This is a genomic window from Microbacterium sp. CFH 31415 (genome assembly GCF_022538185.1).
In the GTDB taxonomy this organism is placed as follows: Bacteria; Actinomycetota; Actinomycetes; order Actinomycetales; family Microbacteriaceae; genus Microbacterium.
Window position 1 is genome coordinate 1 of sequence record NZ_JAKYXC010000004.1, and the last position, 26998, is coordinate 26998.

31 protein-coding genes are annotated in these 26998 nt (G+C 70.8%); 10 read left to right on the plus strand and 21 right to left on the minus strand.

The window, feature by feature from the left end; genetic code table 11:
- Window positions 1-32: 32 nt before the first annotated feature.
- From MK786_RS06085 to MK786_RS06135, 11 genes are all read right to left on the minus strand, one after another.
- Window positions 33-1418 carry a glycine--tRNA ligase gene (locus tag MK786_RS06085; protein WP_241111350.1) on the minus strand — a complete coding sequence of 462 codons (1386 nt, stop codon included), beginning with the start codon at window positions 1416-1418 and terminating at the stop codon, window positions 33-35.
- A 66-nt stretch (window positions 1419-1484) separates the two neighbouring features.
- Window positions 1485-2528 carry a hypothetical protein gene (locus MK786_RS06090; RefSeq protein ID WP_241111351.1) on the minus strand — a complete coding sequence of 348 codons (1044 nt, stop codon included), beginning with the start codon at window positions 2526-2528 and terminating at the stop codon, window positions 1485-1487.
- A gap of 12 nt (window positions 2529-2540) precedes the next feature.
- Window positions 2541-4415 (minus strand): substrate-binding domain-containing protein, encoded by a 1875-nt coding sequence (locus MK786_RS06095; RefSeq protein WP_241111352.1) that lies wholly within the window; start codon window positions 4413-4415, stop codon window positions 2541-2543.
- Window positions 4416-4480: 65 nt separating this feature from the next.
- The gene (locus MK786_RS06100) at window positions 4481-4804 is read right to left on the minus strand and encodes a DUF4870 domain-containing protein (RefSeq protein ID WP_241111433.1); all 324 of its coding nucleotides are present in this window, start codon (window positions 4802-4804) and stop codon (window positions 4481-4483) included.
- A gap of 133 nt (window positions 4805-4937) precedes the next feature.
- Window positions 4938-6266 carry an alpha-hydroxy-acid oxidizing protein gene (locus MK786_RS06105; protein WP_241111353.1) on the minus strand — a complete coding sequence of 443 codons (1329 nt, stop codon included), beginning with the start codon at window positions 6264-6266 and terminating at the stop codon, window positions 4938-4940.
- Window positions 6267-6388: 122 nt separating this feature from the next.
- Entirely contained in the window at window positions 6389-6547 is a 159-nt protein-coding gene (locus tag MK786_RS06110; protein WP_191764592.1) for a hypothetical protein, read from the minus strand.
- A gap of 97 nt (window positions 6548-6644) precedes the next feature.
- Window positions 6645-7550, minus strand: a complete 906-nt coding sequence (locus tag MK786_RS06115) for a hypothetical protein (protein WP_241111354.1) — start codon at window positions 7548-7550, stop codon at window positions 6645-6647.
- The gene (gene menC, locus MK786_RS06120; RefSeq protein ID WP_241111355.1) at window positions 7547-8680 is read right to left on the minus strand and encodes an o-succinylbenzoate synthase; all 1134 of its coding nucleotides are present in this window, start codon (window positions 8678-8680) and stop codon (window positions 7547-7549) included. The genes MK786_RS06115 and menC overlap by 4 nt, the downstream gene beginning before the upstream one ends.
- Before the next feature lie 36 nt (window positions 8681-8716).
- Window positions 8717-8869, minus strand: a complete 153-nt coding sequence (locus MK786_RS06125; RefSeq protein WP_241111356.1) for a hypothetical protein — start codon at window positions 8867-8869, stop codon at window positions 8717-8719.
- 65 nt (window positions 8870-8934) lie between these two features.
- A complete protein-coding gene (locus tag MK786_RS06130) occupies window positions 8935-9852 on the minus strand; it encodes a cyclase family protein (protein WP_241111357.1) in 918 nt (305 codons plus the stop codon).
- A 78-nt stretch (window positions 9853-9930) separates the two neighbouring features.
- On the minus strand, window positions 9931-10647 hold the full coding sequence (locus MK786_RS06135; RefSeq protein ID WP_241111358.1) for a GNAT family N-acetyltransferase: 717 nt from the start codon (window positions 10645-10647) through the stop codon (window positions 9931-9933).
- A gap of 93 nt (window positions 10648-10740) precedes the next feature.
- On the opposite strand from MK786_RS06135, the gene MK786_RS06140 reads away from it, so the two are divergent.
- Together MK786_RS06140 and MK786_RS06145 are read left to right on the plus strand one after the other, a co-directional pair.
- Window positions 10741-12141 carry an MFS transporter gene (locus tag MK786_RS06140; protein ID WP_241111359.1) on the plus strand — a complete coding sequence of 467 codons (1401 nt, stop codon included), beginning with the start codon at window positions 10741-10743 and terminating at the stop codon, window positions 12139-12141.
- 73 nt (window positions 12142-12214) lie between these two features.
- Window positions 12215-13819: a peptide MFS transporter gene (locus MK786_RS06145; RefSeq protein ID WP_374200433.1), complete on the plus strand. Its 1605-nt coding sequence runs from the start codon at window positions 12215-12217 to the stop codon at window positions 13817-13819.
- Window positions 13820-13856: 37 nt separating this feature from the next.
- Here the strand turns inward: MK786_RS06145 and MK786_RS06150 are convergent, their stop codons facing one another.
- Window positions 13857-14423: an SRPBCC family protein gene (locus tag MK786_RS06150; protein ID WP_308220023.1), complete on the minus strand. Its 567-nt coding sequence runs from the start codon at window positions 14421-14423 to the stop codon at window positions 13857-13859.
- A 128-nt stretch (window positions 14424-14551) separates the two neighbouring features.
- On the opposite strand from MK786_RS06150, the gene purU reads away from it, so the two are divergent.
- Window positions 14552-15433, plus strand: coding sequence for a formyltetrahydrofolate deformylase (gene purU, locus MK786_RS06155; RefSeq protein ID WP_241111360.1), 882 nt, complete (start codon window positions 14552-14554; stop codon window positions 15431-15433).
- A 13-nt stretch (window positions 15434-15446) separates the two neighbouring features.
- On the opposite strand, the gene MK786_RS06160 is transcribed toward purU, so the two are convergent.
- The 7 genes from MK786_RS06160 to MK786_RS06190 are packed head-to-tail and all read right to left on the minus strand — an operon-like array spanning window position 15447 to window position 21925.
- Window positions 15447-17090 carry a CDP-alcohol phosphatidyltransferase gene (locus tag MK786_RS06160; RefSeq protein WP_241111361.1) on the minus strand — a complete coding sequence of 548 codons (1644 nt, stop codon included), beginning with the start codon at window positions 17088-17090 and terminating at the stop codon, window positions 15447-15449.
- Window positions 17074-17769, minus strand: coding sequence for a dihydrofolate reductase family protein (locus MK786_RS06165; RefSeq protein WP_241111362.1), 696 nt, complete (start codon window positions 17767-17769; stop codon window positions 17074-17076). Before MK786_RS06165 ends, MK786_RS06160 begins: the two co-directional genes overlap by 17 nt.
- Entirely contained in the window at window positions 17766-18734 is a 969-nt protein-coding gene (locus tag MK786_RS06170; RefSeq protein WP_241111363.1) for a lysylphosphatidylglycerol synthase domain-containing protein, read from the minus strand. Before MK786_RS06170 ends, MK786_RS06165 begins: the two co-directional genes overlap by 4 nt.
- A complete protein-coding gene (locus MK786_RS06175; RefSeq protein ID WP_241111364.1) occupies window positions 18725-19534 on the minus strand; it encodes a class I SAM-dependent methyltransferase in 810 nt (269 codons plus the stop codon). Before MK786_RS06175 ends, MK786_RS06170 begins: the two co-directional genes overlap by 10 nt.
- Complete coding sequence (locus tag MK786_RS06180) at window positions 19531-20562, minus strand: glycosyltransferase family 4 protein (protein WP_241111365.1); 1032 nt, start codon at window positions 20560-20562, stop codon at window positions 19531-19533. Before MK786_RS06180 ends, MK786_RS06175 begins: the two co-directional genes overlap by 4 nt.
- Window positions 20559-20954, minus strand: a complete 396-nt coding sequence (locus tag MK786_RS06185; RefSeq protein ID WP_241111366.1) for a 6-carboxytetrahydropterin synthase — start codon at window positions 20952-20954, stop codon at window positions 20559-20561. Before MK786_RS06185 ends, MK786_RS06180 begins: the two co-directional genes overlap by 4 nt.
- Window positions 20951-21925: a zinc-binding alcohol dehydrogenase gene (locus MK786_RS06190; protein ID WP_241111367.1), complete on the minus strand. Its 975-nt coding sequence runs from the start codon at window positions 21923-21925 to the stop codon at window positions 20951-20953. Before MK786_RS06190 ends, MK786_RS06185 begins: the two co-directional genes overlap by 4 nt.
- 89 nt (window positions 21926-22014) lie before the next feature.
- On the opposite strand from MK786_RS06190, the gene MK786_RS06195 reads away from it, so the two are divergent.
- Window positions 22015-22755, plus strand: a complete 741-nt coding sequence (locus MK786_RS06195) for a CDP-alcohol phosphatidyltransferase family protein (protein ID WP_241111368.1) — start codon at window positions 22015-22017, stop codon at window positions 22753-22755.
- Window positions 22752-23144 (plus strand): hypothetical protein, encoded by a 393-nt coding sequence (locus MK786_RS06200; protein WP_241111369.1) that lies wholly within the window; start codon window positions 22752-22754, stop codon window positions 23142-23144. Before MK786_RS06195 ends, MK786_RS06200 begins: the two co-directional genes overlap by 4 nt.
- 8 nt (window positions 23145-23152) lie before the next feature.
- Here MK786_RS06200 and MK786_RS06205 read toward each other — a convergent pair whose 3' ends face one another.
- Window positions 23153-23362, minus strand: a complete 210-nt coding sequence (locus MK786_RS06205) for a hypothetical protein (protein ID WP_241111435.1) — start codon at window positions 23360-23362, stop codon at window positions 23153-23155.
- Window positions 23363-23468: 106 nt separating this feature from the next.
- Between MK786_RS06205 and MK786_RS06210 the strand changes: the two genes are divergently transcribed.
- Complete coding sequence (locus MK786_RS06210; RefSeq protein WP_241111370.1) at window positions 23469-23675, plus strand: hypothetical protein; 207 nt, start codon at window positions 23469-23471, stop codon at window positions 23673-23675.
- A gap of 9 nt (window positions 23676-23684) precedes the next feature.
- Here MK786_RS06210 and arr read toward each other — a convergent pair whose 3' ends face one another.
- Complete coding sequence (arr, locus tag MK786_RS06215) at window positions 23685-24095, minus strand: NAD(+)--rifampin ADP-ribosyltransferase (RefSeq protein WP_241111371.1); 411 nt, start codon at window positions 24093-24095, stop codon at window positions 23685-23687.
- A 103-nt stretch (window positions 24096-24198) separates the two neighbouring features.
- Between arr and MK786_RS06220 the strand changes: the two genes are divergently transcribed.
- The 4 genes from MK786_RS06220 to MK786_RS06235 all read left to right on the plus strand — a co-directional run bounded on the left by MK786_RS06220 (window position 24199) and on the right by MK786_RS06235 (window position 26998).
- Window positions 24199-24864, plus strand: a complete 666-nt coding sequence (locus MK786_RS06220) for a VOC family protein (protein ID WP_241111372.1) — start codon at window positions 24199-24201, stop codon at window positions 24862-24864.
- Window positions 24865-24926: 62 nt separating this feature from the next.
- Entirely contained in the window at window positions 24927-25679 is a 753-nt protein-coding gene (locus tag MK786_RS06225; protein WP_241111373.1) for a MerR family transcriptional regulator, read from the plus strand.
- Between the two features lie 103 nt (window positions 25680-25782).
- Complete coding sequence (locus tag MK786_RS06230) at window positions 25783-26340, plus strand: small multidrug efflux protein (protein ID WP_241111374.1); 558 nt, start codon at window positions 25783-25785, stop codon at window positions 26338-26340.
- 70 nt (window positions 26341-26410) lie between these two features.
- A complete protein-coding gene (locus MK786_RS06235; RefSeq protein ID WP_241111375.1) occupies window positions 26411-26998 on the plus strand; it encodes a GNAT family N-acetyltransferase in 588 nt (195 codons plus the stop codon).

A 26998-nucleotide genomic window follows, 5' to 3' on the forward strand; every position in this document is an offset into this window, starting at 1 on the left:
CCCCCCCCCCCCCCCTCTTCTGGTTCTCTGACTCAGGCGCCCTGGAGTCGCTCGCTGAGGTAGGCGTGGAGGGCGTCGAGCGCCACGCGCTCCTGGCCCATCGTGTCGCGGTCGCGCACGGTGACGGCGCGGTCGTCGAGCGAGTCGAAGTCCACCGTGACGCAGTACGGCGTGCCGATCTCGTCCTGGCGGCGGTATCGGCGGCCGATGGCTCCAGCGTCGTCGAAGTCGACGTTCCACTCACCGCGCAGCACATCGGCCACCTCACGCGCGATGGGCGAGAGCTGCTCGTTGCGCGAGAGCGGCAGGATCGCGACCTTGACCGGGGCCAGGCGCGGGTCGAGCTTGAGCACCGTGCGGGTGTCGGTGCCGCCCTTCGCGTTGGGCGCCTCCTCCTCGTGGTATGCGTCGACGAGGAACGCCATCATCGCGCGCGTGAGGCCGAACGACGGCTCGATGACGTACGGGATGTACTTCTCGCCGGAGGCCTGGTCGAAGTACGTCAGGCTCTGACCCGACGCCTCGGTGTGGCTGGAGAGGTCGTAGTCGGTGCGGTTGGCGACGCCCATGAGTTCGCCCCACTCCTTGCCGGTGAAGCCGAAGCGGTACTCGATGTCGATGGTGCCGGCGGAGTAGTGCGCGCGGTCCTCCTGGGGGACGTCGAACTGACGCATGTTCTCGGGGTCGATGCCGAGATCGATGAACCAGTCCCAGCACGCCTGGACCCAGTGCTCGAACCACTCGCCCGCCTCGGCGGGCGGCGTGAAGAACTCGATCTCCATCTGCTCGAACTCGCGCGTGCGGAAGATGAAGTTCCCGGGGGTGATCTCGTTGCGGAACGCCTTGCCGACCTGGCCGATGCCGAACGGCGGCTTCTTGCGCGACGCGGTGAGCACGTTCGAGAAGTTCACGAAGATGCCCTGCGCGGTCTCGGGGCGCAGGAAGTGCAGGCCCGACTCGTCGTCGACGACGCCGAGGTAGGTCTTCACGAGGCCCGAGAAGGCCTTCGGCTCGGTGTACTGGCCCTTCGTGCCGCAGTTCGGGCACGGGACATCCGCCAGTCCGTTCTCGGCCTTGCGGCCCTTGCGCGCCTCGAAGTCCTCGAGGAGGTTGTCGGCACGGAACCGCTTGTGGCACTGCAGGCACTCGACCAGCGGGTCGGTGAAGGTGGCGACGTGGCCGGACGCCTCCCACACGCGCTTCGGCAGGATGATCGACGAGTCGAGGCCGACCATGTCGCCGCGGCCGCGCACGAACGTCTGCCACCACTGGCGGCGGATGTTCTCCTTGAGCTCCGTGCCGAGGGGGCCGTAGTCCCACGCCGACCGGGATCCGCCGTAGATCTCGCCCGCCTGGAACACGAACCCGCGGTGGCGGGCGAGGGCGATGACTTTGTCGAGGCGGGACTGCTCGGCCACGGTGGCTCCAATGGTCGGGATGGGTGTTCGTGCCGGATGCGGCGAGCGCCGCGGCATCCGTCGATTCTAGTCGTCGGACCCGGGCCGGCTGGACGATCCGGGCTCGTCCCCGGCGGCGCGCTCGAACTCCCGGTCCCACTCGCGCAGCTCCTTGCGACGGCCGATGAGTCCGTCGAGCGACACCTGGAAGTGCAGTCCGCGCCGGGCGTTGACCTGCTTGATGTTCTCGACGAGCTCGAGCGAGAACGCCGACAGCGCGCTGCGCACCTCGTCGATGCGCTCGGCCGGGTCATCCCACAGGTCGGGGTGGATGAGGATGTCGAGCAGGTAGTCGCGGTCGAGCGCGCCGGTGAGCTTGCGCAGCGTCTCGCCGTACTCGACGGCGGCGGTCGCGCGCTGCCCCTCCTCGCCCTTGCGGTCGAGGCGGTCGAAGAGCTCGGTCGTGTGGGACGCGATCCGGCCGACGTCGGCGGAGACCTCGCCCGCCTGCGCGATGCCGCCGGCCCCGGCGTGGGCGTACTCGGCACTGAGAATCTGCAGCGTCTGCACGTGCGTGCGCACCGGATCGGGAAGCGGATGCCGCACCGCGGCGCCACGCGTGCGGCGACGCCGCGAGCGCATGACGCCGAAGAGCGCGCCACCTGCAGCGAGCAGCACCGCCGCGCCGACTGCGATGCCGACGAACGGCCCGGCGTCGGCGCCGCCGGGCGACGGCGCGTCGGGCGTGAGCGCGATGACCCCCTGGATCGTCTCGGTGAGCGCGGCGTCGACGTCGGGGGCCGACACCTCCGCCTCGTTCGCGACGCGCATCGCCTCGCCCGGCGCGAGCACGCGGGAGCCGGCCGACAGGTCGTCGCCGACCGCCACGATGATCGTCGCGGTGCCCGGGTGCGCGGCTGCCAGTTCGGAGACGATGTCGGGTCCGGATGCCTCGAGCGCGGCGTTGTCGGAGAAGACCGCCACCCCGATCGACTCGTCGCCGATCTGCTGGGCGAGCTGGTCGCGGAGCGATGCCGCATCGGCGACCTCCGACGACACGTACACGCTGGCGGAGCCGAGCGCGTCGACGGCGTCGTCGACGTAGCCCTGGCCGTCCATCGCGTTGTGCATGCTCGCCGTCGCCTAGAAGTTGTTGATGACCGAGGCGAAGACGAGATCGATCTTCGCGGCGTCCGACGCATCGAACCACTGGCCACCGGTGGCCTCGGCGATCCGCTGCAGGGCGCCGGTGTCGGCACCCTCGCCGTACGCGATCGGGAAGATGCGCACCGGGGCGTCGTCGCCGCCCTCGCGCGTCGCTTTGCCGATCTTCGCCACGAGCGAGTCGAGCGAGATCGACGAGTCGGTGTCCTGCCCGTCGGACAGCACGACGATCGCGTTGATGCGACCGGGCTCGGCACGTTTCGTCATCTCGTCGTACGCCTGCGCGATCGCGTCGTAGAGCGGCGTGCCTTCGCGCTTCGCGAAGCGCAGGTCGTCGAGCGACGCGTCGACCGACTCGCGGTCCGACGCGAGCGGCGAGACGTCGCGCAGCACGACGATGTTCTCGCCCGCCGTGGAGTCGACGCCCGTGGTGAACGCCCAGACCCCGACCTCGTCGCTCGAGCGGAAGTGGCCGAGGGTCGCCTGCGCGCCCTCGATGGCGCCGTCGAGCTTCGACCGGCCGTCGCCGATCGGCTCATCCATCGAGCCCGAGATGTCGATCACCTCGAGCACCGACGACGGCTTGCGGATCTGCGTCCACTGATCGATGGCCGCCGAGACGACATCGACCTCGGGCCGCGGGAGCGAGATCGCCGGCCCCGCCGGGTCGACGCCGTACGCCGCGGTGAAGAGGTCGCCGAGCGGGACCGTCTCGTCGAGCGGCCGGAAGCCGAACTCGGGGAGGATCTCCTGCGCGGCCTCGGTCTGCAGGAACGCCGCGAAGGCGGCGCCCGCCTCGGCCTGGGCATCGGTCACCCAGTCGGCGCCGAGCACCGTGATCGGGTTGTCGGACCACATCGATCCGCCCGACGGGTAGACCGCGACGAGCTTCTCCTTCGGCGGGGTGAGCTGCTCCCCCGGCTGCACGGTGTGCGAGTCGGGGTTGCCCTGGTTGTAGTTGAGCAGCGACGTCTCTTCGAGCGCGACGGCCGACACGTAGCCCGAGCCGCCCGCGCCGTTCTGAGTCTCGTCGTACAGCGTCGTGAGCACCTTGCCGGTCGTGTCGCCGTAGTGGATCACGCACTCCTCGAACACCCGCGAGAAGTCCGCCGCGGCGGCGACATCGGCGGCGGTGAGCCCGTCGGTCTTGCCGGAGGCCTCGTACGACTGCATCAGGATCGCCGAGAGGCCCGTCGTCGAGGTGTTCGGGTTCGTCTTCGAGATCTTGAAGGAACCCCACAGGTCCTTGCCGACGCTGCCCCAGCCCTCGGGATCCTGGCAGAGACGCTCGAAGTCGGCGATGCCGATCGGCGACCCGGGGTAGCCGAGGGCCTTCGCCATCGTCTCGGGCACACCGAAGACGATGGGCGTGTGGGTGAACGACTCGGGCTCGCCGACGAGAGAAGCGGATGCCGCAGCGGCGACGCGCTCCGTCCACACCGTCGACGCGGGCGACCACATGGTGGGCCAGCGACGCGGGTTCTCGTCGGGCCAGTCCTGTCCCGACGTGAGGAAGCGCGTGGCGTCGCCCGACGAGACGTTGATCGGGCGCACGGTCGCGCACTCGTCCAGTGCCTCGTGCTCGGGCGAATCCTTGAACGCGGCGGCGAGCGCGTCGAGCATGTTGACCTTCTCGGACGACGTCGCCACGACCACGCTCGTGCAGCCGTCGTCGGCGAAGTCGCCGTCGCCGAAGTCGCCGCCCTCGGTGCCCCCTCCCCCGAAGCAGGCGCTGAGGGCCAGCGCCGCGATCAGGATTCCGGCGCCTGCGGCGCCGCGCCGTGCGGGCGTGCGGACGCGCTCGGGCGAGAAGGGCGAGGAGGCGGCGAGGACCCGCCGGCGTGGGGCTGGCATGGGGCCAGCCTAAGGGTGAACCCGGCCCGTCGCGGGCTCGACCGCGACGCTGTGGAGCGAGGTCGTCAGGAGACGAAGCCGATCGACATCGGGTACTTGTACCACTCGCCCCGGTTGGCCTTCACGGCCGCGACGATGCAGAACACGATGTTGAGCACGTAGGCCGCGAGCAGGATGAAGATGCCGATGAGCACGAACGTCAGGACGGTGCCCACGACGTACGCGATGAGCAGCGTCAGCTGGAAGTTCAGCGCGGTCGCCGAGTGGGCGCGCACGAACGGTCCGCGGTCCTTCAGCACCAGGTAGCCGATGAGCGGGGCGAGGAATCCGAAGAAGAGGCCCCCCAGATTGATGAGGGTCGCCCAGAGCTTCTCGTCTGCCGGGTTCATCGGCTGGGGCTGCGGTGCGGCATACGGAGAGGACGGCTGGTACGGCGGAGGCGTGGTCACCGCCTCAGCATAGAGGCGCGGCGCGACGGCGACACGGGTGCTGACCCCCGAGTTCGCACGAACGGTGCGCCGGTCACGCCTCGCGCAGTGCGCCCGGGCCGACCTGGGCGATCGAGGTGTGCCCCGACAGGCCCAGCGTGATATCGAGCTCGGCGAGGATGTTGCGCACGGCCTCGCGCACACCGTCCTCTCCCGCGATGCCGAGGCCGTACGCGTACGGGCGGCCGATCGCGACGGCCGTGGCGCCGAGCGCGAGAGCGATGAAGGCATCCGATCCCTGCCGCACCCCCGAGTCGAAGATCACCGGCACGCGCCCGCCGACCCGCTCCACGACGGCCGGAAGAGCCTCGAGGGTCGGCACCGACTGGTCGATCTGGCGTCCGCCGTGGTTCGACACCCACACGCCGTCCGCTCCGACGTCGACGGCGCGCGCCGCATCGTCGGGGTGCGTGATGCCCTTGAGCAGGATGGGCAGGGTCGTCCACGCCCGCGCTCTGACGAGGTCGTCCCACGTCAGCGCGGGGGTGGAGAACACCTCGAGGAACGTCTCGACGGCGGCGCGCGGCAGCGGCGAACGGAGGTTCTCGCGCAGTCCGCCCCCGGTGAGCGCCGCGCCCTTGCGCGCGATCTTCACGCCCGCCGCCACCGTCTGCGGGGTGAGGCGCACCGGCGGCGCGGGCGGGGCCGCGGCATCCGCTCCTCTTCTCACGCGCTCGCGCACGAGCTGCTGGAAGACGGGATCGCTGGTGTACTGCGCGATGCCCATGCCGCGCGTGAAGGGGAGGTACGCGAGGTCGAGATCACGGGTGCGCCAGCCGAGCAGGTGCGTGTCGAGGGTGATCACGACCGCTTCGCACCCGGATGCTTCGGCTCGGCGCAGCAGCGATGCGTTGAGGTCGTCGTCGGCCGACCAGTACAGCTGGAACAGGCGCGAGCCGTCGGGCGCGGCATCCCGCACCTCTTCCATCGGGAACGAGGCCTGGTTGCTGAGCGTGAGGGGCAGACCGAGGGATGCCGCGGCACGCGCCACCGCGAGGTCGGCGTCGTCGTGCGCCATCTCCATCACCCCGAGCGGGGCGAGCAGCAGGGGCGTCGGACGGCGGCGGCCGAGGAAGTCGATCGACAGGTCGCGGGCGGCGACGTCGCGCAGCGGACGCGGCCACACCTGCCAGCGGCCGAACGCCGCCGCGTTGGCGCGCATGGTGCGCTCGGCGCCCGCACCGCCGGCGATGTAGGCGAAGGCCTCGGCGCTGAGCGCGCGGCGGGCCGCGTCTTCGAGGCGCTGGGCATCGACGGGAACGGCGGGCTTGGCGCCGCTGATCCCGGCGCGGTACACCTCCGACTGCGTGCGACGGGAGATTCCGCGCGCGGCGGCCGGGTCGTGGGGAGCGACGTTGCTCATGCGGCACAGCCTACGGGCGAGCACGCTCCCTCACCGTCCAGGCTGACGAAAGGGCGGGATCCGTGGGGGTCCCGCCCTTTCCGGTGCTCCGACGCTGGGGTCGACGGAGCGATGGGGGTGTGTCAGGTCTGGCGGCGGATGAAGCGCATCAGCCAGGCGATGATCGCGATGATCACGATGACGATGCCGATCCACAGCAGGAACTTCGCGGCCTCGATGAACACTCCGAGCAGAAGGAGCACGATGCCGACGATGAGAAGGATGACTGCGAGTCCGGTCATGACCCCAGATTCGCGGCATCCCCGCCCCGCGTCGAGGGGTTGACAAACGCGCGTGAGGAGTGCAAACCGGCGGATGGAGGACCGTGTCGGTTTCGCTTCAGCCGCCGAATCCGCACCAGTCGGCCACCCACGTGAGGACCTGGCCGCGGAGTTCTTCGGATGCCGCGAGCTCGATCTCGCCGGGCTCGCCGTCGACCTCCACCTCGAGGTCGAAGATCGTGCCCCGCTTGTCCTCCTGCACGGCGTGCGGGTCGCAGCGGATCGGGACGATCGGCAGCGACACCTCCGTCATTCCGGTATCACCCTCCCGCACCTCCAGGCCGATCGGAAGCGTTTCGAGCGCGGTGTCGCCGCCGTCCTCGAACGTGATCAGGTTCGTGGTCTGGATGCCCGAGATCAGCACGGCCGACCGCCCTGTCGGCGCGATGCCGAGCATGAGGGCCGCCGGTTCGCCCGGAGGCGAGGGATCGAAGTCGGTGAACGACACGTGGGCGGCATCGGCGACGGCGTCCGCACGGCAGTCGCGCACATGGAGCGGCTCGATGAATCCGATCGGGTCCTCGATGCCGGCCGACGCGCGCCCGGAGTCGTCGCCCAGCGTGTAGTCGAGGATCACCGTCGACCCGACAGCCTCCGTCGCGTCGCCTGCGCACGCCGCGTCGGGAAGCTGGACCCGGATGCCGACGGTGCGGCCGGGCCCGATCGTGCTCTCGCGCTCCTCGACGCGGACGATGGGGGCGGCGAACCGCGGATCCTCGACCTCGACGGAACCGACGACCAGCGTCTCGTCGGTTCCGTTGCGCACCACCACCTGCGCCTGCCGTGCGGCCACGTCGGAGCGACCCTGCTGCAGTTCGACGGTCACGCCGTCGGGGAGCCCGGTGCTCGGCGTCGTCGCCTCGCCGTCCGGCGCCTCGCCGCCGGGTGCACAGGCGGACAGAGCCAGCGCGAGAAGGGCGGCCACGGCGGTCGCCGCCCCGCGCATCCTCAGACGCGACATCATCGCGTCAGCGTCTCCCGCACGACGGTGACGTCGTCGAGCGCGACGGGATCGATCTCGACGCCGAGGCCGTGACCGGTCGGCACGCGGACGTGCCCGTCTTCGAGCACCGCCGGCTCGGTGACGATGTCACGCGTGTAGAAGCGGTCCGACGCCGAGACGTCGCCCGGCAGGGTGAACCCGGGGAGTGCGGAGAGCGCCGCATTCGCGGCGCGCCCGATGCCGGTCTCGAGCATGCCTCCGCACCACACCGGGATGCCGGCATCCCGGCACAGGTCATGGATCGCGACCGCCTCGAGATAGCCGCCGACGCGGCCGGCCTTGATGTTGATGATGGATGCCGAGCCGAGGGCGAGCGCGTCGGCGGCGGCCTTCGCCGAGACGATCGACTCGTCGAGGCAGACCGGCGTGCGCAGCCTGCGGGCGAGCGTCGCGTGGTCGACGAGGTCATCCTCCTGCAGCGGCTGCTCGATGAGCAGCAGGTCGAACCGGTCGAGCTCTGCCAGGGTGTCGGCGTCGGCGAGCGTGTAGGCGGAGTTCGCGTCGACCTGCAGCGCGATCGTGCCGAAGGCGTCGCGCACCGCAGCGGTGTCGGCGATGTCGCGCCCGGGCTTGATCTTGATCTTGATGCGCGCGTAGCCCTCGTCGAGGTATCCGCCGACCGCGTCGACCAGGGCCGACGGGTCGCGCTGGATGCCGACCGAGACGCCGCTGGGAACGCGGTCGCGGACCGCGCCGAGATACTCCCCGAGCGCGCGGCCCTCGCTGCGCAGCGCGGCGTCGAGCACCGCCAGCTCGAGCCCGGCCTTCACCATCCGGTGTCCGACGAACGGCGCGAGTGCGCCGGCGACCGCTTCGGGTGCGATCGTGCCGCGGTCGAGCAGAGCGGGCACCAGGAAGCGCAGCGCGACATCCCAGGCGCTCTGCGTGTACTCGCTCGAGTAGAGCGGCGCGGCGCCGGTGACGATCTCGCCCCAGCCGTCGCCGCCGGCGGTGAGGGCGCGGACGACGATCACCTCGCGGATGGTCTCGGTTCCGAACGACGTGGTGAACGGGGATACCAGCGGCAGATGCAGGACGCGCAGCTCGAATCCCTCGAGGGCGACGGATGCCGCGGGCGTGGCGATGGGCATGCGCTCAGGCTACGCCCGGCACGCGACCCGCCGCGCTCAGTGGGCGAGTGCCAGCGCAGGTGTCTCGGGGACCACCGGCACGAACGTGCCGCGTGCGCGGCGGGGTCCGTTGCGACGGGCGGCGCGGTGGCGTTCGCGACGAAGCTTCGCCGTCACCGCTGCCATCATGAGCTCGATGTGCTCGTGCATGATCGTCTCCTCTTCTGCGTTGCTGCAGAAGAGGAGCGCACGAGCGTCGCGCTGATACGTCGATGTCAGTCGGGGATCTCGGCGAACGCCCGAACCGGGAAGGTGCCGAACCCCTCGACGGCGGGCGGAGCCGCAGTGAAGCGGGCTCCGCGGGGCGGAAGCGAGCCGAGGTTCGTGAGGTGCTCGACGACGTGCACCCCGGCACCCAGCAGCAGCGAGTGCGCAGGGCGTTCCCCGCCCGACTCGGTGTCGTCGATGTTGAGCGAGTCGATGCCGACGAGCACGGCACCGGAGTCGATGAGCCATTGGGCGCCTTCGCCAGTGAGGAACGGGGCGCCCGAGCCGTACTCGGGCCGACCGAACCAGCGGTCCCAGCCGGTGTGGAGCAGCACGGCCGCGCCGCGCACATCGCGATCGGCGAGGGTGGCGGCCCGGATTCCGCGGCGCTCAGGCGCCCACGCGTCCTCGAGGTGGAAGACCTCGGCGCGCAGTCCGACCAGCGAGGCCAGGTCGAGACCGGCGAGGTCGGAGCCGTCCGCGTAGCGGTGGAACGGGCTGTCGAGGTAGGTGCCGGTGTTGCCGATCATCGTGAGGATGTCCATCGCGAACTCCGTGCCCGGTGCGTAGCGCGCACGGGAGTCCTCGCGGGTCAGGTGCGGCGTGATCGTCGGCGCGGGCAGCCCCGGATACGTCACCAGCCCGGCGCGGATCGGATGACTGAGATCGACCACCCGTGTGCCCACGCCGGTCGCGGCCGCGGAAGCCACGCCTCGGCTGCCGCGGTGCTCCTCCTCGACCACGCGCAGCCCGCGCAGCTCGACCTCATCGACGAGCGCCAGGCCGAGATGCTGCACCAGCAGCCGGCCGATCTCGTCCTCGGAGGCATCGGCGGACGGCAGGTCGAGGCGGAAGCCGGTGCCGGCGAGTGCTCCCCCGTTGGCGAAGCGGATGTCGAAGTCGAAGTGGGCGCGATACTCGGGCATGTCGCGAGCCTAGAACCGAGCGGATGCCTTCGACTGCCGCATCCCGTCGGATTCCCGCCGTTCCGCGCGTGACCCCCCTCAGCGCCTCGCGACGAACAGATACCCGCGCTCGTCGTCGAAGCCGCCGATGCGCATGCCGTCGGCGATGTTGCGCATGATCTCGTCGCGCACGCGCACGCGCCAGGCCGCAGCGTCCGCCGGATCGGTGCGCCGCAGCGACTCGATGTCGTGCGGCACCGCGACCGACGCCACCACCCGATCGTCCTCCGGCGTCGGCACCGGCGGCGCAGCGAGCGCCCACGACACCATGATCCGGTCGGTCTCATCACCGCGGTTGATGCCGTCGTCCATCGCGCCGTAGTGGTTGACGAGGTACTCGGTCACGCGCGTGCCGAGCGTGCACAGGTTGAAGTGCGCGTTGCGGGCGACCAGCGGGTCGAACGTCCAGGTGATGTGGCCGACCTCGCGGGCCAGCGCCCACTCCCGCTGATGCTGCTTGAGCAGCCTGCCGAGGCCCCGGCTCTGCAGGCCCGGCACGACTCCGGTGATGTGACTGTGCATGGTGCGCGCGGCGGGCGGCGCGAAGAAGCCGACGGAGGCCCCGACCATGCGCCCGCCCTCGTACAGGCCGACGGCGTAATTGCCGGAGTGAGCCAGCGCGCGGAGCAGATTCGGCGGCATCCCGCCGCGGTCGCCGCCCCACACCTCGGCGAGCACGTGAGACGCGGTGTGGACGGCGTCGATCGTGTCGAGGGCGTGGATGTCGATGCCCGGCGGGGTCGCGGAGTCGGCCATGCGATCACGGTACTCCGGCCCGGGCGGTCCTCGCGCGGATAGCCTGGACGGATGCGCGCGCGGGATGAGGACGACAGAAGAAGACTCACCCGGATGCCGCGCCAGGGCGCCATCGTGGCGGTCCTGGCCATCGCCGGCCTCGCCTCGTCCTTCATGTTCACGCTGGTCGTGCCGATCCAGTCGAAGCTGCCTGAGCTGCTCGACGCGAGCCGGGAGGACACCGCGTGGGTCGTGACCTCGACCCTGCTCGCCGCGGCGATCATCACCCCCATCTCGGGCCGGCTCGGCGACATGTACGGCAAGCGGCGCATCGTCCTCGTGCTGCTCGCACTGCTGGTGGTGGGATCGGTGATCGCCGCTCTCTCGCCCGGCATCGTCGGCATCATCGTCGGCCGTACCCTGCAGGGGGCGGTCGTGGGCGTCGTGCCGCTCGGCATCTCGATCCTGCGCGACGTGCTGCACGAGAAGCGCGTCGACACCGCGATCGCCCTCATCAGTGCGACGCTGGGGGTCGGCGGCGCTCTCGGCCTGCCGATCAGCGCGTTCATCACCGAGCGCAGCGACTGGCACGTGCTGTTCTGGGTCGCCGCGGGCCTCGGAGCGGTGGTGTTCGCACTCGTGCTGTGGATCGTTCCGGTGAGCGTGCTGCGCACCGCCGGCAGGTTCGACTTCGTCGGCGCGGCCGGTCTGAGCCTCGGTCTGCTCGGGATCCTGCTGGCGATCTCGCGCGGGAACGAGTGGGGCTGGCTCTCGCCGCCGGTGCTCGCTCTCGGCGTCGGCGGCCTGGTCGTGCTTCTGGCCTGGGGCTGGTTCGAGCTGCGCATCGCCGAACCCCTCCTCGACCTCCGCGTCGCCGCGCGGCGCCCGGTGCTGCTGACCAACATCGCCTCGGTCGCGATGGGCTTCTCGCTCTTCGCGTCGAACGTCGTCTACCCGCAGATGCTCGAACTGCCCGTCGCCACCGGCGGCTTCGGCCTCTCGCTCCTGGCCGCGAGCCTCGTCGTGATGCCCGCGGGCATCGTGATGATGGTGCTCTCACCGTTCTCCGGCCGGATGGCCCGCACGGTCGGACCCAAGCTGCTGCTCGTGCTCGGCGCGATCTCGCTCATCGCCGCGTACGGGTTCACCCTGCTGTTCTCGTCGGAGGTGTGGCACCTGGTCGTGGCGAACTTCCTCATCGGCGCCGGCATCGGCTTCGGCTACGCGGCGATGCCGATGCTGATCATGCGGTCGGTGCCGCAGTCCGAGACCGGCGCCTCCAACGGACTCAACGCGCTCTTCCGCTCGCTCGGCACCAGTACCGCCGCCGCCATCGTCGGCGCAGTGCTGGCGACCTTCACCGTGTCGTACGAGGGCACTCCCGTGCCGTCAGCCACCGGCTTCCAGCTCTCGTTCCTGCTCGGAGGCGCCGCGGCCGTCATCGCGTTCGTCGTCGCCCTCTTCATCCCGCGGCACCGCTCGGCCCAGGAGCGGCACCCCTCTCTCCCGGAGTGACCGTGGGCCCACTGTCGAGCGCGGTGGCGGGCCGCTAGCCTGACGTCATCCACCGGGGGCGGCGACGGGAGCGATGATGGGCGAGCGCGACGAACGGGATCCGGAGCAGGTGCCGGTCGGGGCGCCGGACGGGGCGACCGCGGCCGGGGCCGAGGCATCCGCCACCACTTCCGGCTCCGTCGCCGCAGAGCGCAGCGGCACCGACGCGGCCGCCACAGCGGGCCCAGGCGATCACGACACGCGTTTCTTCGGACAGCCGTGGTCCCTCGTCCACATCTTCTTCGTGGAGATGTGGGAGCGGTTCAGCTTCTACGGCATGCAGGGGATCCTGCTGCTGTACATGTACTACTCCGTGACCGAGGGCGGGCTCGGGATGCCGGAGGCCACGGCCGCGGGGATCGTCGGCGCCTACGGCGGCACGGTGTATCTCTCGACGATCCTCGGGGCATGGGTCGCCGACCGGCTGCTCGGTTCGGAGCGGGTGCTGTTCTACAGCGCGATCGTCATCATGGCGGGGCACATCGCGCTCTCGCTGATCCCGGGGTACTGGGGCCTGGGTGTCGGCCTCATCCTCGTCGCGGTCGGATCGGGAGGCTTGAAGGCGAATGCGACGGCGGTCGTCGGCACGCTCTACGCCTCCGACGACACGCGACGCGACGCCGGGTTCTCGCTGTTCTACCTCGGCATCAACCTGGGCGCGTTCCTCGGGCCGATCCTCACCGGCTGGGCGCAGGTGACGTGGGGCTTCCACGCCGGCTTCCTGCTCGCAGCGATCGGCATGGCCGCCGGTCTGATCCAGTACTCGTTCGGCCGGCGCGGCCTGCCCAAGGATGCGAGCGTCGTGGCCAACCCGCTGCCGCGCAACCGCTACGGGCTGTGGGTGGGAGTCGCCGCCGGCGCCGTGCTCGTGATCGTCGCCCTCGTGCTCCTGCAGGTGATCCGCGCCGACAACCTCGCGCAGGTCGTCATCCTGATCACGGTGGTCGCGGCCGTCGCGTACTTCGCCGTGATCCTGTCGTCGCGGGCCATCTCGTCGCTCGAGCGATCGCGGGTGCTCGGATTCATCCCGCTGTTCCTCGTGAGCGTCGCGTTCTGGTCGCTGTACCAGCAGCAGTTCACCGTGCTGACGATCTACTCCGACAAGCAGCTGGACCGCACCGTCTTCGGCATCGAGCTGCCGCCGTCGGTCATCCAGTCGATCAACCCGATCTTCATCATCATCCTGTCGGGCGTGTTCGCCGCCCTCTGGACGAAGCTCGGCGCGCGGCAGCCATCCACGCCCGTGAAGTTCGGCCTCGCGTCGATCATCATGGGCATCGCGTTCCTGCTCTTCCTGCCCTTCACCGGCGGGGCGCCGAACTCGACCCCCATGCTGGCGATCGTGGGAATCCTGTTCGTCTTCACCGTCGCCGAGCTGCTGCTCTCGCCCGTCGGGCTGTCGGTGACGACGAAGCTGGCGCCGACCCGCTTCCACACTCAGATGGTGGCGCTGTTCTTCCTCTCGGTTGCCCTCGGCACGTCGATCGCGGGCTGGCTGGCGAGCTTCTACGACCCCGAGAACGACCCGCAGGGCGAGGTGCCGTACTTCCTCACACTGGGCCTCATCGCGATCGCGGTCGGCGCCGTGCTGCTCGTGTTCGTGAAGCCGGTCCTCAAACTGATGAGGGGCGTGCGCTGACGCACGCCCCTCACAGGCTCACTGGCCGAACCGCCGATCAGACGCGGTCGCCATCCGAGGAGTGGGGGCTGGAGGGCTGTGCGGCTGCCGGGGAATCGGCGCCGTAGCCGCCGCTCATCGCCTCGGCATCGCGCTCGGTGACTCCGTCGTGCACTTCGCCGCGCCAGCCGCCGGTCTCGCGGCCGCGCTCCTCGATGAACGACTGGAAGCGCTTGAGGTCGGCCTCGGCCTGGCGCTCGTCGAGGTCGAGGGCAGCGCCCACCTTCTCGACGAACGTCTCGGGCAGCCACATCATCTCGAGATCGACGTGCGTGCCGCCATCGGCGTTCGGGCGGAACGCGACGCGGCCGGTGTGGGTCTTGCCGTCGATGCTCGCCCAGGCGATGAGCTGGTCGGGTACCTGCTCGGTGATCTCCGCCTCGAACTCACGGCGCACGCCGCCGACGCTCACGACCCACCGCGTGCGGGTGTCGTCGAGCTGCGTGACCTCCTTCACGGCGTGCAGGAAGCTCGGGAACGACTCGAACTGCGTCCACTGGTTGTACACGGGCCGGATCGGCGCATCGACGTCGATATCGGCGCTCATGGTGCTGGTCTTGGCCATGGTTCCTCCCTGGATCTGCGGTTCGACCACGCTAGGCGCACCGGCACACGAGCCGGAGGGGGTTGACGATCGCCGTCCGGGCGTCTATCCGCGTCACGGGCCCCGCGACGACAGGGCAGAATCGATGCATGGCCGCCCACAGCCCGCATCTGCTTCCCGACCACGCCTGCCTCATCGTCCACGGCAGCGACCGGCCCGGGATCGTGGCCGCGGTGTCGGCCCTCATCACGCGCAACCAGGGCAACATCGTCGCGTTCGACCAGTACTCCGACGACCCGACCGGCGGCGCGTACTTCCAGCGGGTCGTGTTCCACCGGCCCGACCTCGCCGCGGCCATGCCCGGGATCGAGGCCGACCTCACCCGCACCCTCGGCGAGGGCTTCGACCTCGAGTGGACGATCACCGACCAGTCCGTGCCGAAGCGCATGGCGATCCTCGCGTCGAAGCAGGACCACTGCCTGCTCGACCTGCTGTGGCGTCACCGCCGCGGCGACCTGCCGGTCACGATCCCGATGGTCATCTCGAATCACACCACCTCCGCCGACGACGTGCGCTCGTTCGGGGTGCCGTTCTTCCATGTGCCCTCCACACCGGGGCCCGACAAGTCGGCGTCGGAGGCTGAGATCGTCAAGCTGCTCGCCGGCAACGTCGACTTCGTGGTGCTCGCGCGGTACATGCAGATCCTGTCGGCCGACTTCCTCGAGAAGCTCGGGGTGCCGGTGATCAACATCCACCACTCGTTCCTCCCCGCCTTCATCGGTGCGGAGCCGTACAAGAAGGCGAAGGAGCGCGGCGTCAAGCTGATCGGCGCGACCTCGCACTACGTGACCGACGACCTCGACGAGGGCCCGATCATCGACCAGGACACCATCCGCGTGACGCACGGCGACTCGGTGGCCGAGCTCGCCCGCCGCGGAGCGGACGTCGAGCGCCAGGTGCTCTCGCGCGCCGTGCTGTGGCACGCGCAGGACCGCGTGATCCGCCACGGCAACCACACCATCGTCTTCTGACCCGGGCCACCGTCTAGGGGCTGAAGGCGTCGATGAAGCGGTCTCGGAAGGCGTCCATGCGCCAGACCGGCGCGGTGGCTGACGGGTGCACGCCGTCATCCCACCCCCACGACTCGATGTGCTCGAGCACGGCGGGATCCTGAGCGATGATCGTCACCGGAACCTCGCTGTTCGCGTCGTCGCCGCTGACGATGCGCGACGGCTGGTGGTCGCCGAGCACGATGAGCACGAGGTCGGACTGATCGAAGGTCGCGAGGTACGAGAACGTCGCCTCGAGCGAGTACGCGACGGACTCGGCGTAGAGCTGCCGCACGCGCCCGGGATCGCCCCAGACGGTGACAGCGGACTCGCCCACCTCCGGCTGCGAGGCGAACACGCGGCCGTCGCCGAGCTGCGACCACGGCACGATCTTCGGCAGCGGAGTCCACGGGGTGTGCGACGAGACGAGGTCGACCTCCGCCATGACCGGCCCGTCGTCGCCGGAGAGAGCGCGATCGTGGAAGGTCTGCCAGGTGTACTGGTCGGGCATCCTCGCGTACCCGAACGAGGGCCCGCGGTAGCCGAGGTTCCGGGCGTCGAGCACCGCGTCGAATCCGTAGAACGCCTCACCCTCCTCCCACTCGCGGTCGTTCGACGGCACCACCGCGAAGGTGCGCCACCCCGCGTCTCCGAATGCGCTGCTCAGCGTGATCCGGTCTTCCGTCATCAGTCGCGCGTACTTCGTCTGCGTGTCGACCCACACGCCGCTCTGCAGCGTCGCATGCGCGAGCCAGCTCACTCCGCCGAAGGTGGGCGAGGTCAGGAACGCGCTGCGCGCCGAGTATCCGCGGCGGGCGAGTACCGCGTCGCCCTCGTCGAGCACGCGGTCGACCGGCGCGGTGAAACCCGAGGGCTCCACGGCGACGCGGCCGTAGCTCTCGACGAACGCGATCACGACGTCCTTGCCGGCGAGCGCCGCGAACAGGTCGCCCGCGGCAGGTTCGAGCGAGTCCGAAGCGAGTGCGCGCTCGAATGCCGCCTGCTCACGCAGGCTGGCGACGGCGCGGGACGAAGACTCGACCAGGGCCTCGCCGGTCCGGGATGCCGCCACCGGCGCGCCCGGCACGAGCTGGGCACCCGCGAGAGAGCACACGATCCAGATGGCCGCCACGGCGGAGACCACGCCCCGGCCCCGGCGACCGTCGTGCGCGACGAGCGTCCCGACCCGCAGCGCGGCGGCGGCCAGCCCCCATCCGACGAGGGTGGCGACGGCCAGGATCAGCGCGACGACCGACGCGGCTCCGACCGGACCCATCGCATCGGACACGACCCCGTACGCCGAGACGAGCGACCCGCCGTCCTCCGCAAGGCTGAACGGGCGATCGATCGTCGATTCGTAGGCGACGTCGAGAGCGGCCACGACGACGGCCACCACGACGATGGCGGCGTAGACGCCTGCGACGACCCGCCGCGCGAGCCGATGCGTGACGGTGGCCAGCACGAGCACGACGACGATCGACTCGACGGGCACCGCCAGCAGCGCCCCCGACCCTTCGTCGCCGAGCGCACCGGGGACCAGCGGGGCGACGACCAGCGTCGCGCACGCCAGGATCGTCAGCGCGGCGCTGCCGAGCCCCCCTCCGGCCGCACCGGCCCCGAGGTCACGCCCCGCCGCCATCGAACCGGTCCGAGAGCGCGTAGCGCAGCAGCACCACGTCGGCGATCTGCCGCGCTTCGGCGAGCCGGGCGCGCCGGTGCGCCGTCCACGGGAAGCTGCCTGCGCCGACGAACCGCGGTGCCAGCGACTCTCCCACGAAGAAGGGAGCGATCACGAGCTGCAACTCGTCGGCGATCTCCTCGACGAGGAACTGCGTGTGCATGCGCCCGCCGCCCTCGACCATCAGCCTCTCGACGCCACGATCGCCGAGGTCGGCGACCACGTCGCGCATCGCCACCGTCTCGCCGAGCACCACGACCGTCGCCGCCCCGCCGAGCGTGCGCGTTATCCGCTCACCCTCGGACCGCGGACAGTAGACGATCTTCTCGACATCGCCGGCGGTGAAGAAGGCGGAGTCGGCCGAGAGATCACCGCTCGCCGTGACGGTGACCTTCACGGGCGAGGCGGTGAGCCCGGCATCCAGCCGCTGCTGCTGTCGTTCCTCGCTGCGCACCAGCAGGCGGCAGTCGTCGCGGCGCACCGTCGAGGCACCGACCATGATCGCGTCGCTGGCGGCGCGCAGCTGGTCGACCCGGTCGAAGTCCTCGGCGTTCGACATCGCGAGGCGCTGGGGCGTCTCGCTGTCGAGGTAGCCGTCGATCGACATGGCGCAGCTCAGGGTGACGTAGGGCCGGCTCATGACGCCGCCCCCGGGACCCCACGGCGCCGACGCACGAGCGAGACCATGACGATCGCGGCCCCGGGCGCGAGGGCGATCATCGCCAGCACGCCGTACGCGGTCGCCGCCGTCAGCCCCGCGGCGGCCCCGACGCCCACGGCGCCGAACGCCCACGCCGCCGCGCCCTCTCTGGGGCCCCAACCCCCGACGCTCAGCGGGATGGACGACGCGAGCACGGCAATCACGGCTGCGGCGCCCACGCGTTCGGCGGGCGCGTCGATGCCCACGGCGGCGCAGGCGACGAGGAACGTCGCGACATGCGCGACCACGACGACCGTCGACGACGCCACGACGCCGACGACAGCGCCGGGCGTCGCGAAGGCTCCGCGAAGGATCGCCCATTCGCGCCCCAGCGCGGAGCGCGCCCGGCGATTCGCCGCGGCGATCGTGAGCGCCGCGATCGCGAGCATCACCGAGACCAGCAACACGGTCATGGCCGGACTGTAGGCCGAGAATCCGATCGCCGCCAGGACCCCGACGGCCAGCATGAGCTGCACCGCCTGTCCCGCCGCGCGTTCCGCAGCGACGGCCCGCGCCGCCTGGGCCACCTGATCGACGCTGCGCCCGTGCACCACGGCCCGGTGCACGTCACCGACGACCCCGCCCGGCAGCAGGGTGTTGAGGAACTGCGAACGGTAGTAGGCGCCGATCGACTCGAGCCATCCCAGGCGCAGTCCCATGCGTCCGGCCAGGATGCGCCACCGCCACGCGGCGGCCGCGGTGGCGGCGGCCGCGAGCAGGACGGCCGCTCCGACGGCGGCGGGCGACACCGCCGCGAGACCCCGGACGAACGGCTCCGCACCGGCCACGGCGACGATCGCCGCCAGGGTGGCGAGGCCGATCGCGGCACGGATCCACGAACCCCACCGCGCCGCAGAGGGCGTGGGGGAGCCCGTCTCCGGGCGCGTGACCACGGTCATGGCCATGCCAGCAGATCCTCGTGGTGCACGATCACGCGCAGTCGTCCCGCGGCGAGCTGGGCGGAGCGGCTCCGGCTGTACTCCTCCGCCCACTCCCGCAGTGCAGGGCGCTCCGCCACGGCCGCGGTGAGCCAGCCGTCCAGCCACTCCGCGACGAGCGCACGGTCGGCGCTGGACAGCGTCCAGGGCGAGTCCGCGACCCTCACCGACCAGCCCCGCGACCGGAACAGGTCGGCCGTGACGAGGACGGCATCCGGTCCGAGCAGGCGTCGCGCGTCCGCCACGCGCCGCTGATGGTCGTTGAACGCCGCCTCGAACACGCGGTCGCCGGGGTCGAGCGGGTCGAGCTCGACGCGGCCGTTCACCGTCAGGCCGAACAGCGCGGGCCCTCCGACGGCGACGCACGCGTCGACGATGGCCTCCACCTCATCCGCGGCGAGCACGTCGAGCAGCGCGGATGCCGTCACGAGCGACGCGCCCTCGATGTCGGCGGCGCGCAGGTGCTCGAGTTCGCCCACACGGGTCCGCATCGTTATCGGGCCGCCGTCGGCGTCGTGCACGTCCGCTCGCGACGCGTGACCGAGAAGCGCAGGGTTCCAGTCGTGCAGCACCCACGTCTGCGGTCCCGGAAGAAGCGGTGCGAGCCAGCGCACCATCGACCCCGTGCCGCTGCCGAGGTCGTGCACGGTGAGCGGGGGGCGCAGCATCCGAGCCGCCCTCGTCGCCAGCGCCCGCGAACGCGACTCCGCGTCCGCTCGCTCTCGCAGCGTCAGCCAGTCGGCGGACACCGGGATGACGACGCTCACGTCAGTCCCGCCAGCGTCTGGTCGATCGTGCGCGCCGTCTCGCGCCACGACGGGCGGTCGGGGGCGGAACGCCGCGCCGCGGCCGACAGGCGCGCACGCAGCTGCGGATCCTCGATCCAGCGCCGCAGCGCGAAGCCGAGCGCCGTCGGATCGCCGGGCGGCACCAGGATCGCCGCGTCCTCGGGCTGCGCGGCCTCCGGAAGACCTCCGACGCGGGAGGCGATGACCGGGATGCCGCGCCGCAGCGCGTCGCCGACGGCGATGCCGTAGCTCTCGGTGCGCGAGGGGGCGATCAGCACATCCGCGCGCGCGTACGCGGCGTCGAGGTCATCGGGAGGCAGCACGCCCGTCCACGTGATCCGCTCCGACAGGCCCGCGCGCGCGGCATCCGTCTCCAGCTTCTCCGCGAAACTCCGATCGGCGCTGACCGACCCCGCGATCGTGCACGACCACGACGGGTCGGCGGCGAGCCCTGCGAGCGCCTCGATCAGGGTGTCCTGCCCCTTGTGAGGGGCGACGACGCCGACGCAGAGCAGCGAGCCGCCGGTGGTGGTGCCCGCCGCAGGCGACGCCGTATCGGCGCCGGGAGTCGCCACGACGATGCGGTCGGCCGGGCTGAGGCACCGCCGCACGAGTTCGTCGCGCGCCCACTCGCTCGTCGCGATCACGCGGTGCGCGTGCGACAGGGCCGCGCGCTCCCCCTCGACCATGCGCGGGTCGGCGTGCTCGAACGCGTCGGCCACCATGTGCACGAGCACGGCGATCCGGAGCCGCCGGGCGGCGGCCTCGACCGCAGACGAGGCGCCGATCGCGACGAGCCCGTCCACGAGCACGAGAGCATCGTCCGGCACGCCGTCGAAAGGGTCGCCGGGAGCGTCGGGCGCGGCTTCCACCGGGCGCACGACCCACCCCATCCGCCGCAGCTCCGCCTCGACGCGTTGGTCGAACACGTTCCCGCCGCTGACCCGCTGCGGATCGTCGAACCCGTGGGGGACGACGAACCACACGACGGGCGGGGCTGCGGTCACAGCGTCACCTCGTACGACGCCCAGGCGACGTGCGACTCGCGCAGCGTGACCTCGATCCCCGAGACGATTCCTCCGCCCAGCTCGCCAGCGCGCACAGCCACGACGAGCCGATCGGCCAGCACCTTGCACAGACGCTCGGTCGTGGTGTTCACGCCGGCGAACTCGGGCTCCTCGTCGAGGTTGCGATACGACAGCGTCGACAGGATGCCGCGCAGCGCCTCGGTGGCCCGCCCGATGTCGACCACCAGGCCGTCGGCGTCGAGATCGGCCGCGCGGAAGGTGGCGTCGACGACGTAGGTGGCGCCATGCAGGCGCTGGGCCGGGCCGAACACCTCGCCCGCCAGGCTGTGGGCGATCATCATGTGGTCGCGGACGGTCAGCGAGTAGGTCATGCGGAGTCCCTCCAGTCGATCGTGTGGCAGAGCCCGGGCGACGAGCCGCCGGCGATCCTGGCCATGACGGCGGGAAGTTCGCGCCACGACGACTCGCCGGTGAGCAGATGGTCGAACCCGGGGTCCTGCAGCAGGCTCAGAGCGAGTTCCAGGCGGTCGCCGGTCGAACGCGTGCCTCGCCGGCGCGGCGAGACCATGCCGACCTGGCTGGAGCGGATCGTCAGCCGGCGGGAATGGAAGTCGCCGCCGAGCTGCAGGCTCACCGGGCGATCGCCGAACCAGCTCGCCTCGATGATCTCGCCCTCGGTCGCGGCGCTCTCGATCGCCAGCTGCAGGCCGTCGCCCGAACCGCTGGTATCGATCACGGCGTCCTGGTCGACGGGGGCCGCCCCGGGGTGGGCATAGGTCACGCCCAGCCGCTCGCACACCCCGGCCTTCGTACGATCGACGTCGACGACCGTGACGGTGACACCCGGGATGCCGCGTGCCACCCGGGCGAGCGCGCACCCGATCATGCCCGCGCCGACGATCATGAGCCGATCGCCGACCAAGGGCGCGGCATCCCACAGGATGTTCACCGCGGTCTCGACCGCCCCCGCGAGCACCGCCCGGCGCGGCGGGACACCGTCAGGCACGACGGCGACCGACCGCTCCGGCACGACGTAGGACGACTGGTGCGGGTAGAGGGCGAACACCGTCCGGCCCCGCAGACGCTCCGGACCCTGTTCGACGGTGCCGACATTGAGGTAGCCGTACTTGACCGGCCCGGGGAAGTCGCCCTGCTGGAACGGGGCGCGCATGCGCTGCCGCTCGGTCTCGGGCACCTCACCGCGGAACACCAGGGACTCCGTGCCCCGGCTGACGCCCGTGTACAACGTGCGGACGCGCACTTCGCCGGGCTGCGCGTCCGCGACCGGCTCCTCGCGCAGCGCTCCCGACGCGGGCGCCTCGACCCAGAAGGAGGTGGCCATCGTCACCCTCGCACCACTGTCGATTGAACCGAGGCACTCCCCCGATACGTGTAACCGGTGGTATCCATGACGGAGGAACGGAGCTCCCTATGCCGAAGGTTCATCTCGCTCCGCTCTCGTCGATGGCGGCGGGGGTCCTCGGCCTGTCCGCGGTCGCGCTCGTCTCCCCGCTCTCGGCAGCCGGATGGACCGCCGGGCTCCTCTACCTTGTCGCTTCGAACGCTCTGCTCGCCAGGGGGTTGCAGACGCGCGGGATGTCGGCTTTCGGGTGGGGGAACTGGGCGACCGCCGGCCGCTCGACCCTTGTCGCCCTGGTGACCGCGCTCGTCGTGACGTCGTTCTCGTCGCCGATCTCGCTGCTTCTGCTCATCGTCGTGGCGGGCGTCGCGCTGGTGCTGGACGCCGTCGACGGCTGGCTCGCGCGCCGCACGCACAGCGAGACCGATCTCGGGGCACGGTTCGACATGGAGGTGGACGCCTTCCTCCTGCTGGTCCTCAGCCTCTACGTCTCGCAGCTGCTCGGCGGGTGGGTGATTGCGATCGGACTGCTGCGGTACGCGTTCGTCGTCGCGGGCCTGCTGCTGCCCTGGATGCGGGCGACCCTGCCACCGCGATACTGGCGCAAGGTCGTCACGGCTTACGCCGGCGTGGCGCTCACTGTCGCGGCATCCGATCTCCTGCCGTCCTGGGCAGGGGCCGCACTGGTCGCCGTCGCACTCGCGCTGCTGCTCGAGTCGTTCGCGCGGGACGTGCTGTGGCTGGTCGCACGGCGCCGGGCCGTCACCCCCCGCGCCGAAGCGGTTCATCGAAGAAAAGGAGTGGACGCATGAACGAAGGCACTCGACGAGGGCTGTGGGCTCTCCGCATCTTGAGCGCCGTCTTCCTCCTCGCCGCCGGAGGAATCCATCTCTACCTGGTCTTCAACGGCGTCGGCGGCATCCTCGGCGTGATGTTCGTGCTGAACGCGATCGCCGCGCTCGTGCTCGCGATCGCCGTGGTCGCTCTGCGGGGGCGGCTGCTGCAGCTGGCGACGGTGCTCAGCCTGCTGTTCATGATCGCGACCCTCGGCGCGCTGCTCCTGGCGCTGACGGTCGGGCTGTTCGGCATCACCGAGACGTGGGACTTCATGCTGGTGCCCGAGACCGTGATCGTCGAGTCGATCGGGATCGTGGTGCTCGCGGCCACGACGGTCGCCGTCTTCCGCAAGCCGCCGGAGTGAGGCGCGGGTCAGGGACTCTCGGTGCGGTGCGGCGCAGCCGCGTCGACCGCCTCGGCCGGCTCGGGGCCGGGGTCCCGGGCCGGCAAGACCACCAACAGTAAGGCCGCGATGGGGCCTAAGAACACGGTCAGCACGAACCACGCGAGGGCCGAGCGGTTGCGCGTGCGGGCGTAGCCTCCGGCGAGGAGCGCCGCGGTGATCCACAGCGCCGAGAGCATTCCCGTCACAGACGGATCCGATTCCATTGCGCGAACGTATCGCACTCCTCGTCTGCGAGCAGCGAATGCCCCCTGGAGTCTCTGTGAATACGGCATGCTCGGGGATGTGGCGGGCGCACCCTCTGGTTTCGATTTCACCGTCCGTGGCGACGTCGTCGAGATCCGTCACCGCGGACGACCCGCGGCGACCCTGCGGAACGCGGCGGCAGCGAAGTTCCTCGTCGATATCGAGCGCGGCGACCCGCAGCACGTGATGGCGCGCGTGACCGGCAACTACAAGCGCGGGAACGAGCGGACGGCGCATCGACCCTGACGTCCGTCGTCAGTTGATGATCTCACCGCGCTCGTCGGCGAGCAGGACCGCGAGGCGCTCCTGCCACTGCTGTAGGGCTTCGGGGGTGAGCCGGGTCCAGTCGTCGGTCTCACCGATCACCCTGATCGGCTCGCTGCTCCGGTAGGACCGTGTCGGGTTGCCGGGGAACTTCTTGTCGGTGACGTTCGGGTCGTTCTCGAACTCGCCGGTCGGCTCGACGATGTACACGCGGGGCGCCGCGTCGCCGGGCGCGAGCTCCGCGGCGAGTCCGGCGCCGTCGGGCAGGGCCGTGAAGTAGATGTGGTTCATCACCACTTCCGGCCGATAATTCGAGCGGTATCCGGGGGTCAGCAGATCGCCGACCTCCAGGTCGGCCTTCGTGCCATGGAAGAACGGGCCTTCATCCAGCGGTTCTGTCATCGAGTCAGCCTGCGGGATCCCGGCGAAGGGTTCAAGGGCTGCTTCCCCAGAAAGTCCCTGCCCCGGAGTACCGTGGGGCCGACCCGAGATCGAAGGAGCTCTCATGGGCGAGTCGAGCGGAACCGCATGGATCAGCGCCGCCGAGTTCCACCGAGCGCCGGGCGTCGCGGACTGGCGCGTCACCGGGTCAGGTCCACAGGCGGTCTTCACCTCCACCTCGCTGTCGCATTCGGGACGCTTCGTCGCCCCGGTCGTCGCTGCGGCCGAACGGTTCGGCGTGCTGCCCGACATCGACGTGCGCCCCGAAGGCGTGGTCGTGCGCGTCGCGTTCGGCGACCACGGCATTCCCGCCGCCGCGACCGGGTTCGCGGCCGCGGTGTCCGAGGCCGCCGCCGGGCTCTCGCTGAAGGCCGACCCGTCGCGCGTGCAGTCGGTCGGCATCTATGTCGCGCAGCACTCGCAGGTCGACGCGCGCCCGTTCTTCACCGCCGCGCTGGGCTATGAAGAGCTCGGCGACACGGATGCCATCGACCCGCTGCGCCGCGGGCCTCAGCTCGCCTTCAACCCGATCACGGGCGATACGCCGAGCCGCGGACGGACGCACTTCGACGTGTTCGTGCCGGCCGACCAGGCTCAGGCACGAGTGGACGCCGCCCTCGCGGCCGGCGGGCGGCTGGCCGACGATTCGCACGCACCCGCGTGGTGGTCGCTCGCGTCGCCCGACAACCACGGTGTCGACATCGCCGCCTGGACCGACACGTACGACTGACCCCCGATCGGTCGCCATCGCTACCCGAGGTCGGTACGGTGGGGGCATTCGAGGAGTGGGTCGTGGCCTGGAGCACGCGAGAGCTCGCCAACTTGGCGGGGACGACGGTGAACACCATCCGGCACTATCACCGGCTGGGCCTGCTCGAGGTGCCGGAGCGCGAAGACAACGGCTACAAGCAGTACGAGGTGCGCCACCTGGTCCGACTGCTGCGCATCCGCAGGCTGACCGACCTCGGCGTACCGCTGTCGCAGATCGGCAGCGTCACGGCCGGCGAGGACAGCACGCCCGACGCGCTGCGCGAGATCGACGCGGACCTCGCGACGACCATCGAACGACTCCAGCAGGCACGTGCCGACATCGCGGTCATTCTGCGCGACGGCGCACCGGCCGACACCCCCGCCGGCTTCGAGGCGGTGGCCTCACGACTGTCCGAGGCCGACAGCTCGATCATCCACATCTACAAGAAGCTGTACGACGACGACGCGCTCGCCGATCTGCGAGCGATGGTCGACGGCGATGACGACGTCCTCGGCGCGGAGATCGCCGCTCTCCCCGCGGACGCGGACGAAGCGAGCCGGGCGATGCTCGCCGAGCGGCTCGCGCCGATCATCGCGCAGCTCATGACCGACTACCCGTGGATCTCGGACCCGGGCGCGCACCTGTCACGGAGTCCCCTCGTCACGCAGGAGACCTTCATCGAGGCGATGGTGGAGCTGTACAACCCCGCACAGCGCGACGTCATCGCCCGCGCCAGCATCCTCGCCCACGCGCAGCTTCGCGACGGGGCGGACGAGGGCGAAGACGACACCTGAGCACACATTTCTCACAGCGTTTGACCATGTTCCGAGAACACGGCTTCTACTGAGCATCCGTCGGGGACGGACCCCGACATCCATCTCAGCAAGGAGTCGTTTCGTGAACCCCATCGAGGAGCTCGTCCTCAACTTCCAGAACCTGGTGGCCCAGGTGCCCGAATTCGTCCAGCCTTTCATCGTCCTGCTCGCCGGCGCGGTCCCCTTCATCGAAGGCGAGGGTGCGGCGATCATCGGCGTCGTCGGCGGGATCCTCCCGATCGTCGCCGCGATCGCGGCGGCAGTGGGCAACTTCCTCAGCGTGCTCGTCGTGGTGCTGCTCAGCTCCCGTGCCCGTTCCGCCGTCCTCGGCCGCCAGAGCGCGCACGCCGTCGCCACCGTGGGGGGTGCCGCTGCCGTGACGACCTTGGAGGCCCCGCTTGCCAAGCCCGAGTCGAAGGGTCGCCTGCGCTTCAAGAAGTGGCTCGACCGCTTCGGCGTTCCCGGAGCCAGCATCCTCGGCCCGCTCGCCATCCCCACGCAGTTCACCGCCGCGATCCTCATCGCCGGCGGCACGTCCCGATCCTGGGTGCTGCTGTGGCAGGGCGTCGCGATCGCGCTGTGGACGACCGTCGGCACGATCTCGGTCTGGCTCGCACTCCAGCTCGTCGTCTCGATCTGAGTGCGCGGCCCTGGCGAGCGTCGGAGCCGGTCGGCAGACTGGGCGCACCGGCGAGAGAAGGGCGGGCGATGTGGAGTCCTTGCACGTGATCAAGGCGCTCACCCCCGAGACCTACCCCGCGTGGCTGGCGCTCGCGCAGAAGCACAACGGGGTGTGGGGTGGGTGCTACTGCTCGTACTTCCACGGTGACACCGATCAGACGGTGAAGGCCGAGTACGACGGCCCGACGTTCAAGCGGCGGCTGGTCGAGGAGGGCGTCGCGCATGCCGCCCTGGTCTTCGACGGCGACGACGCGATCGCGTGGTGCGAGTACGGCAGTCCCGAAGAACTGCCGGGCATCTACCACCGCAAGCAGTACGACGCGGGCGAGACGCGACCGGCGCCCTGGCGCATCACGTGCTTCTTCGTCGACCGCGATCACCGGCGTTCAGGAGTCGCTCGCGAGGCGCTCGACGGCGCCTTGCACCTGATCTCTCAGGCGGGCGGCGGCGAGGTGGTCTCGTTCCCCAACGAACTGGTCCCCGGCAAGAAGACATCGTCCTCATTCCTGCACAACGGCACGCGGGCGATGTTCGAGAAGGCCGGCTTCACGTTCGAGCGGCACATCGGCAAGAGCAAGACCGTGATGCGGATCACCGTACCGCCGGCAGCGGGCTGA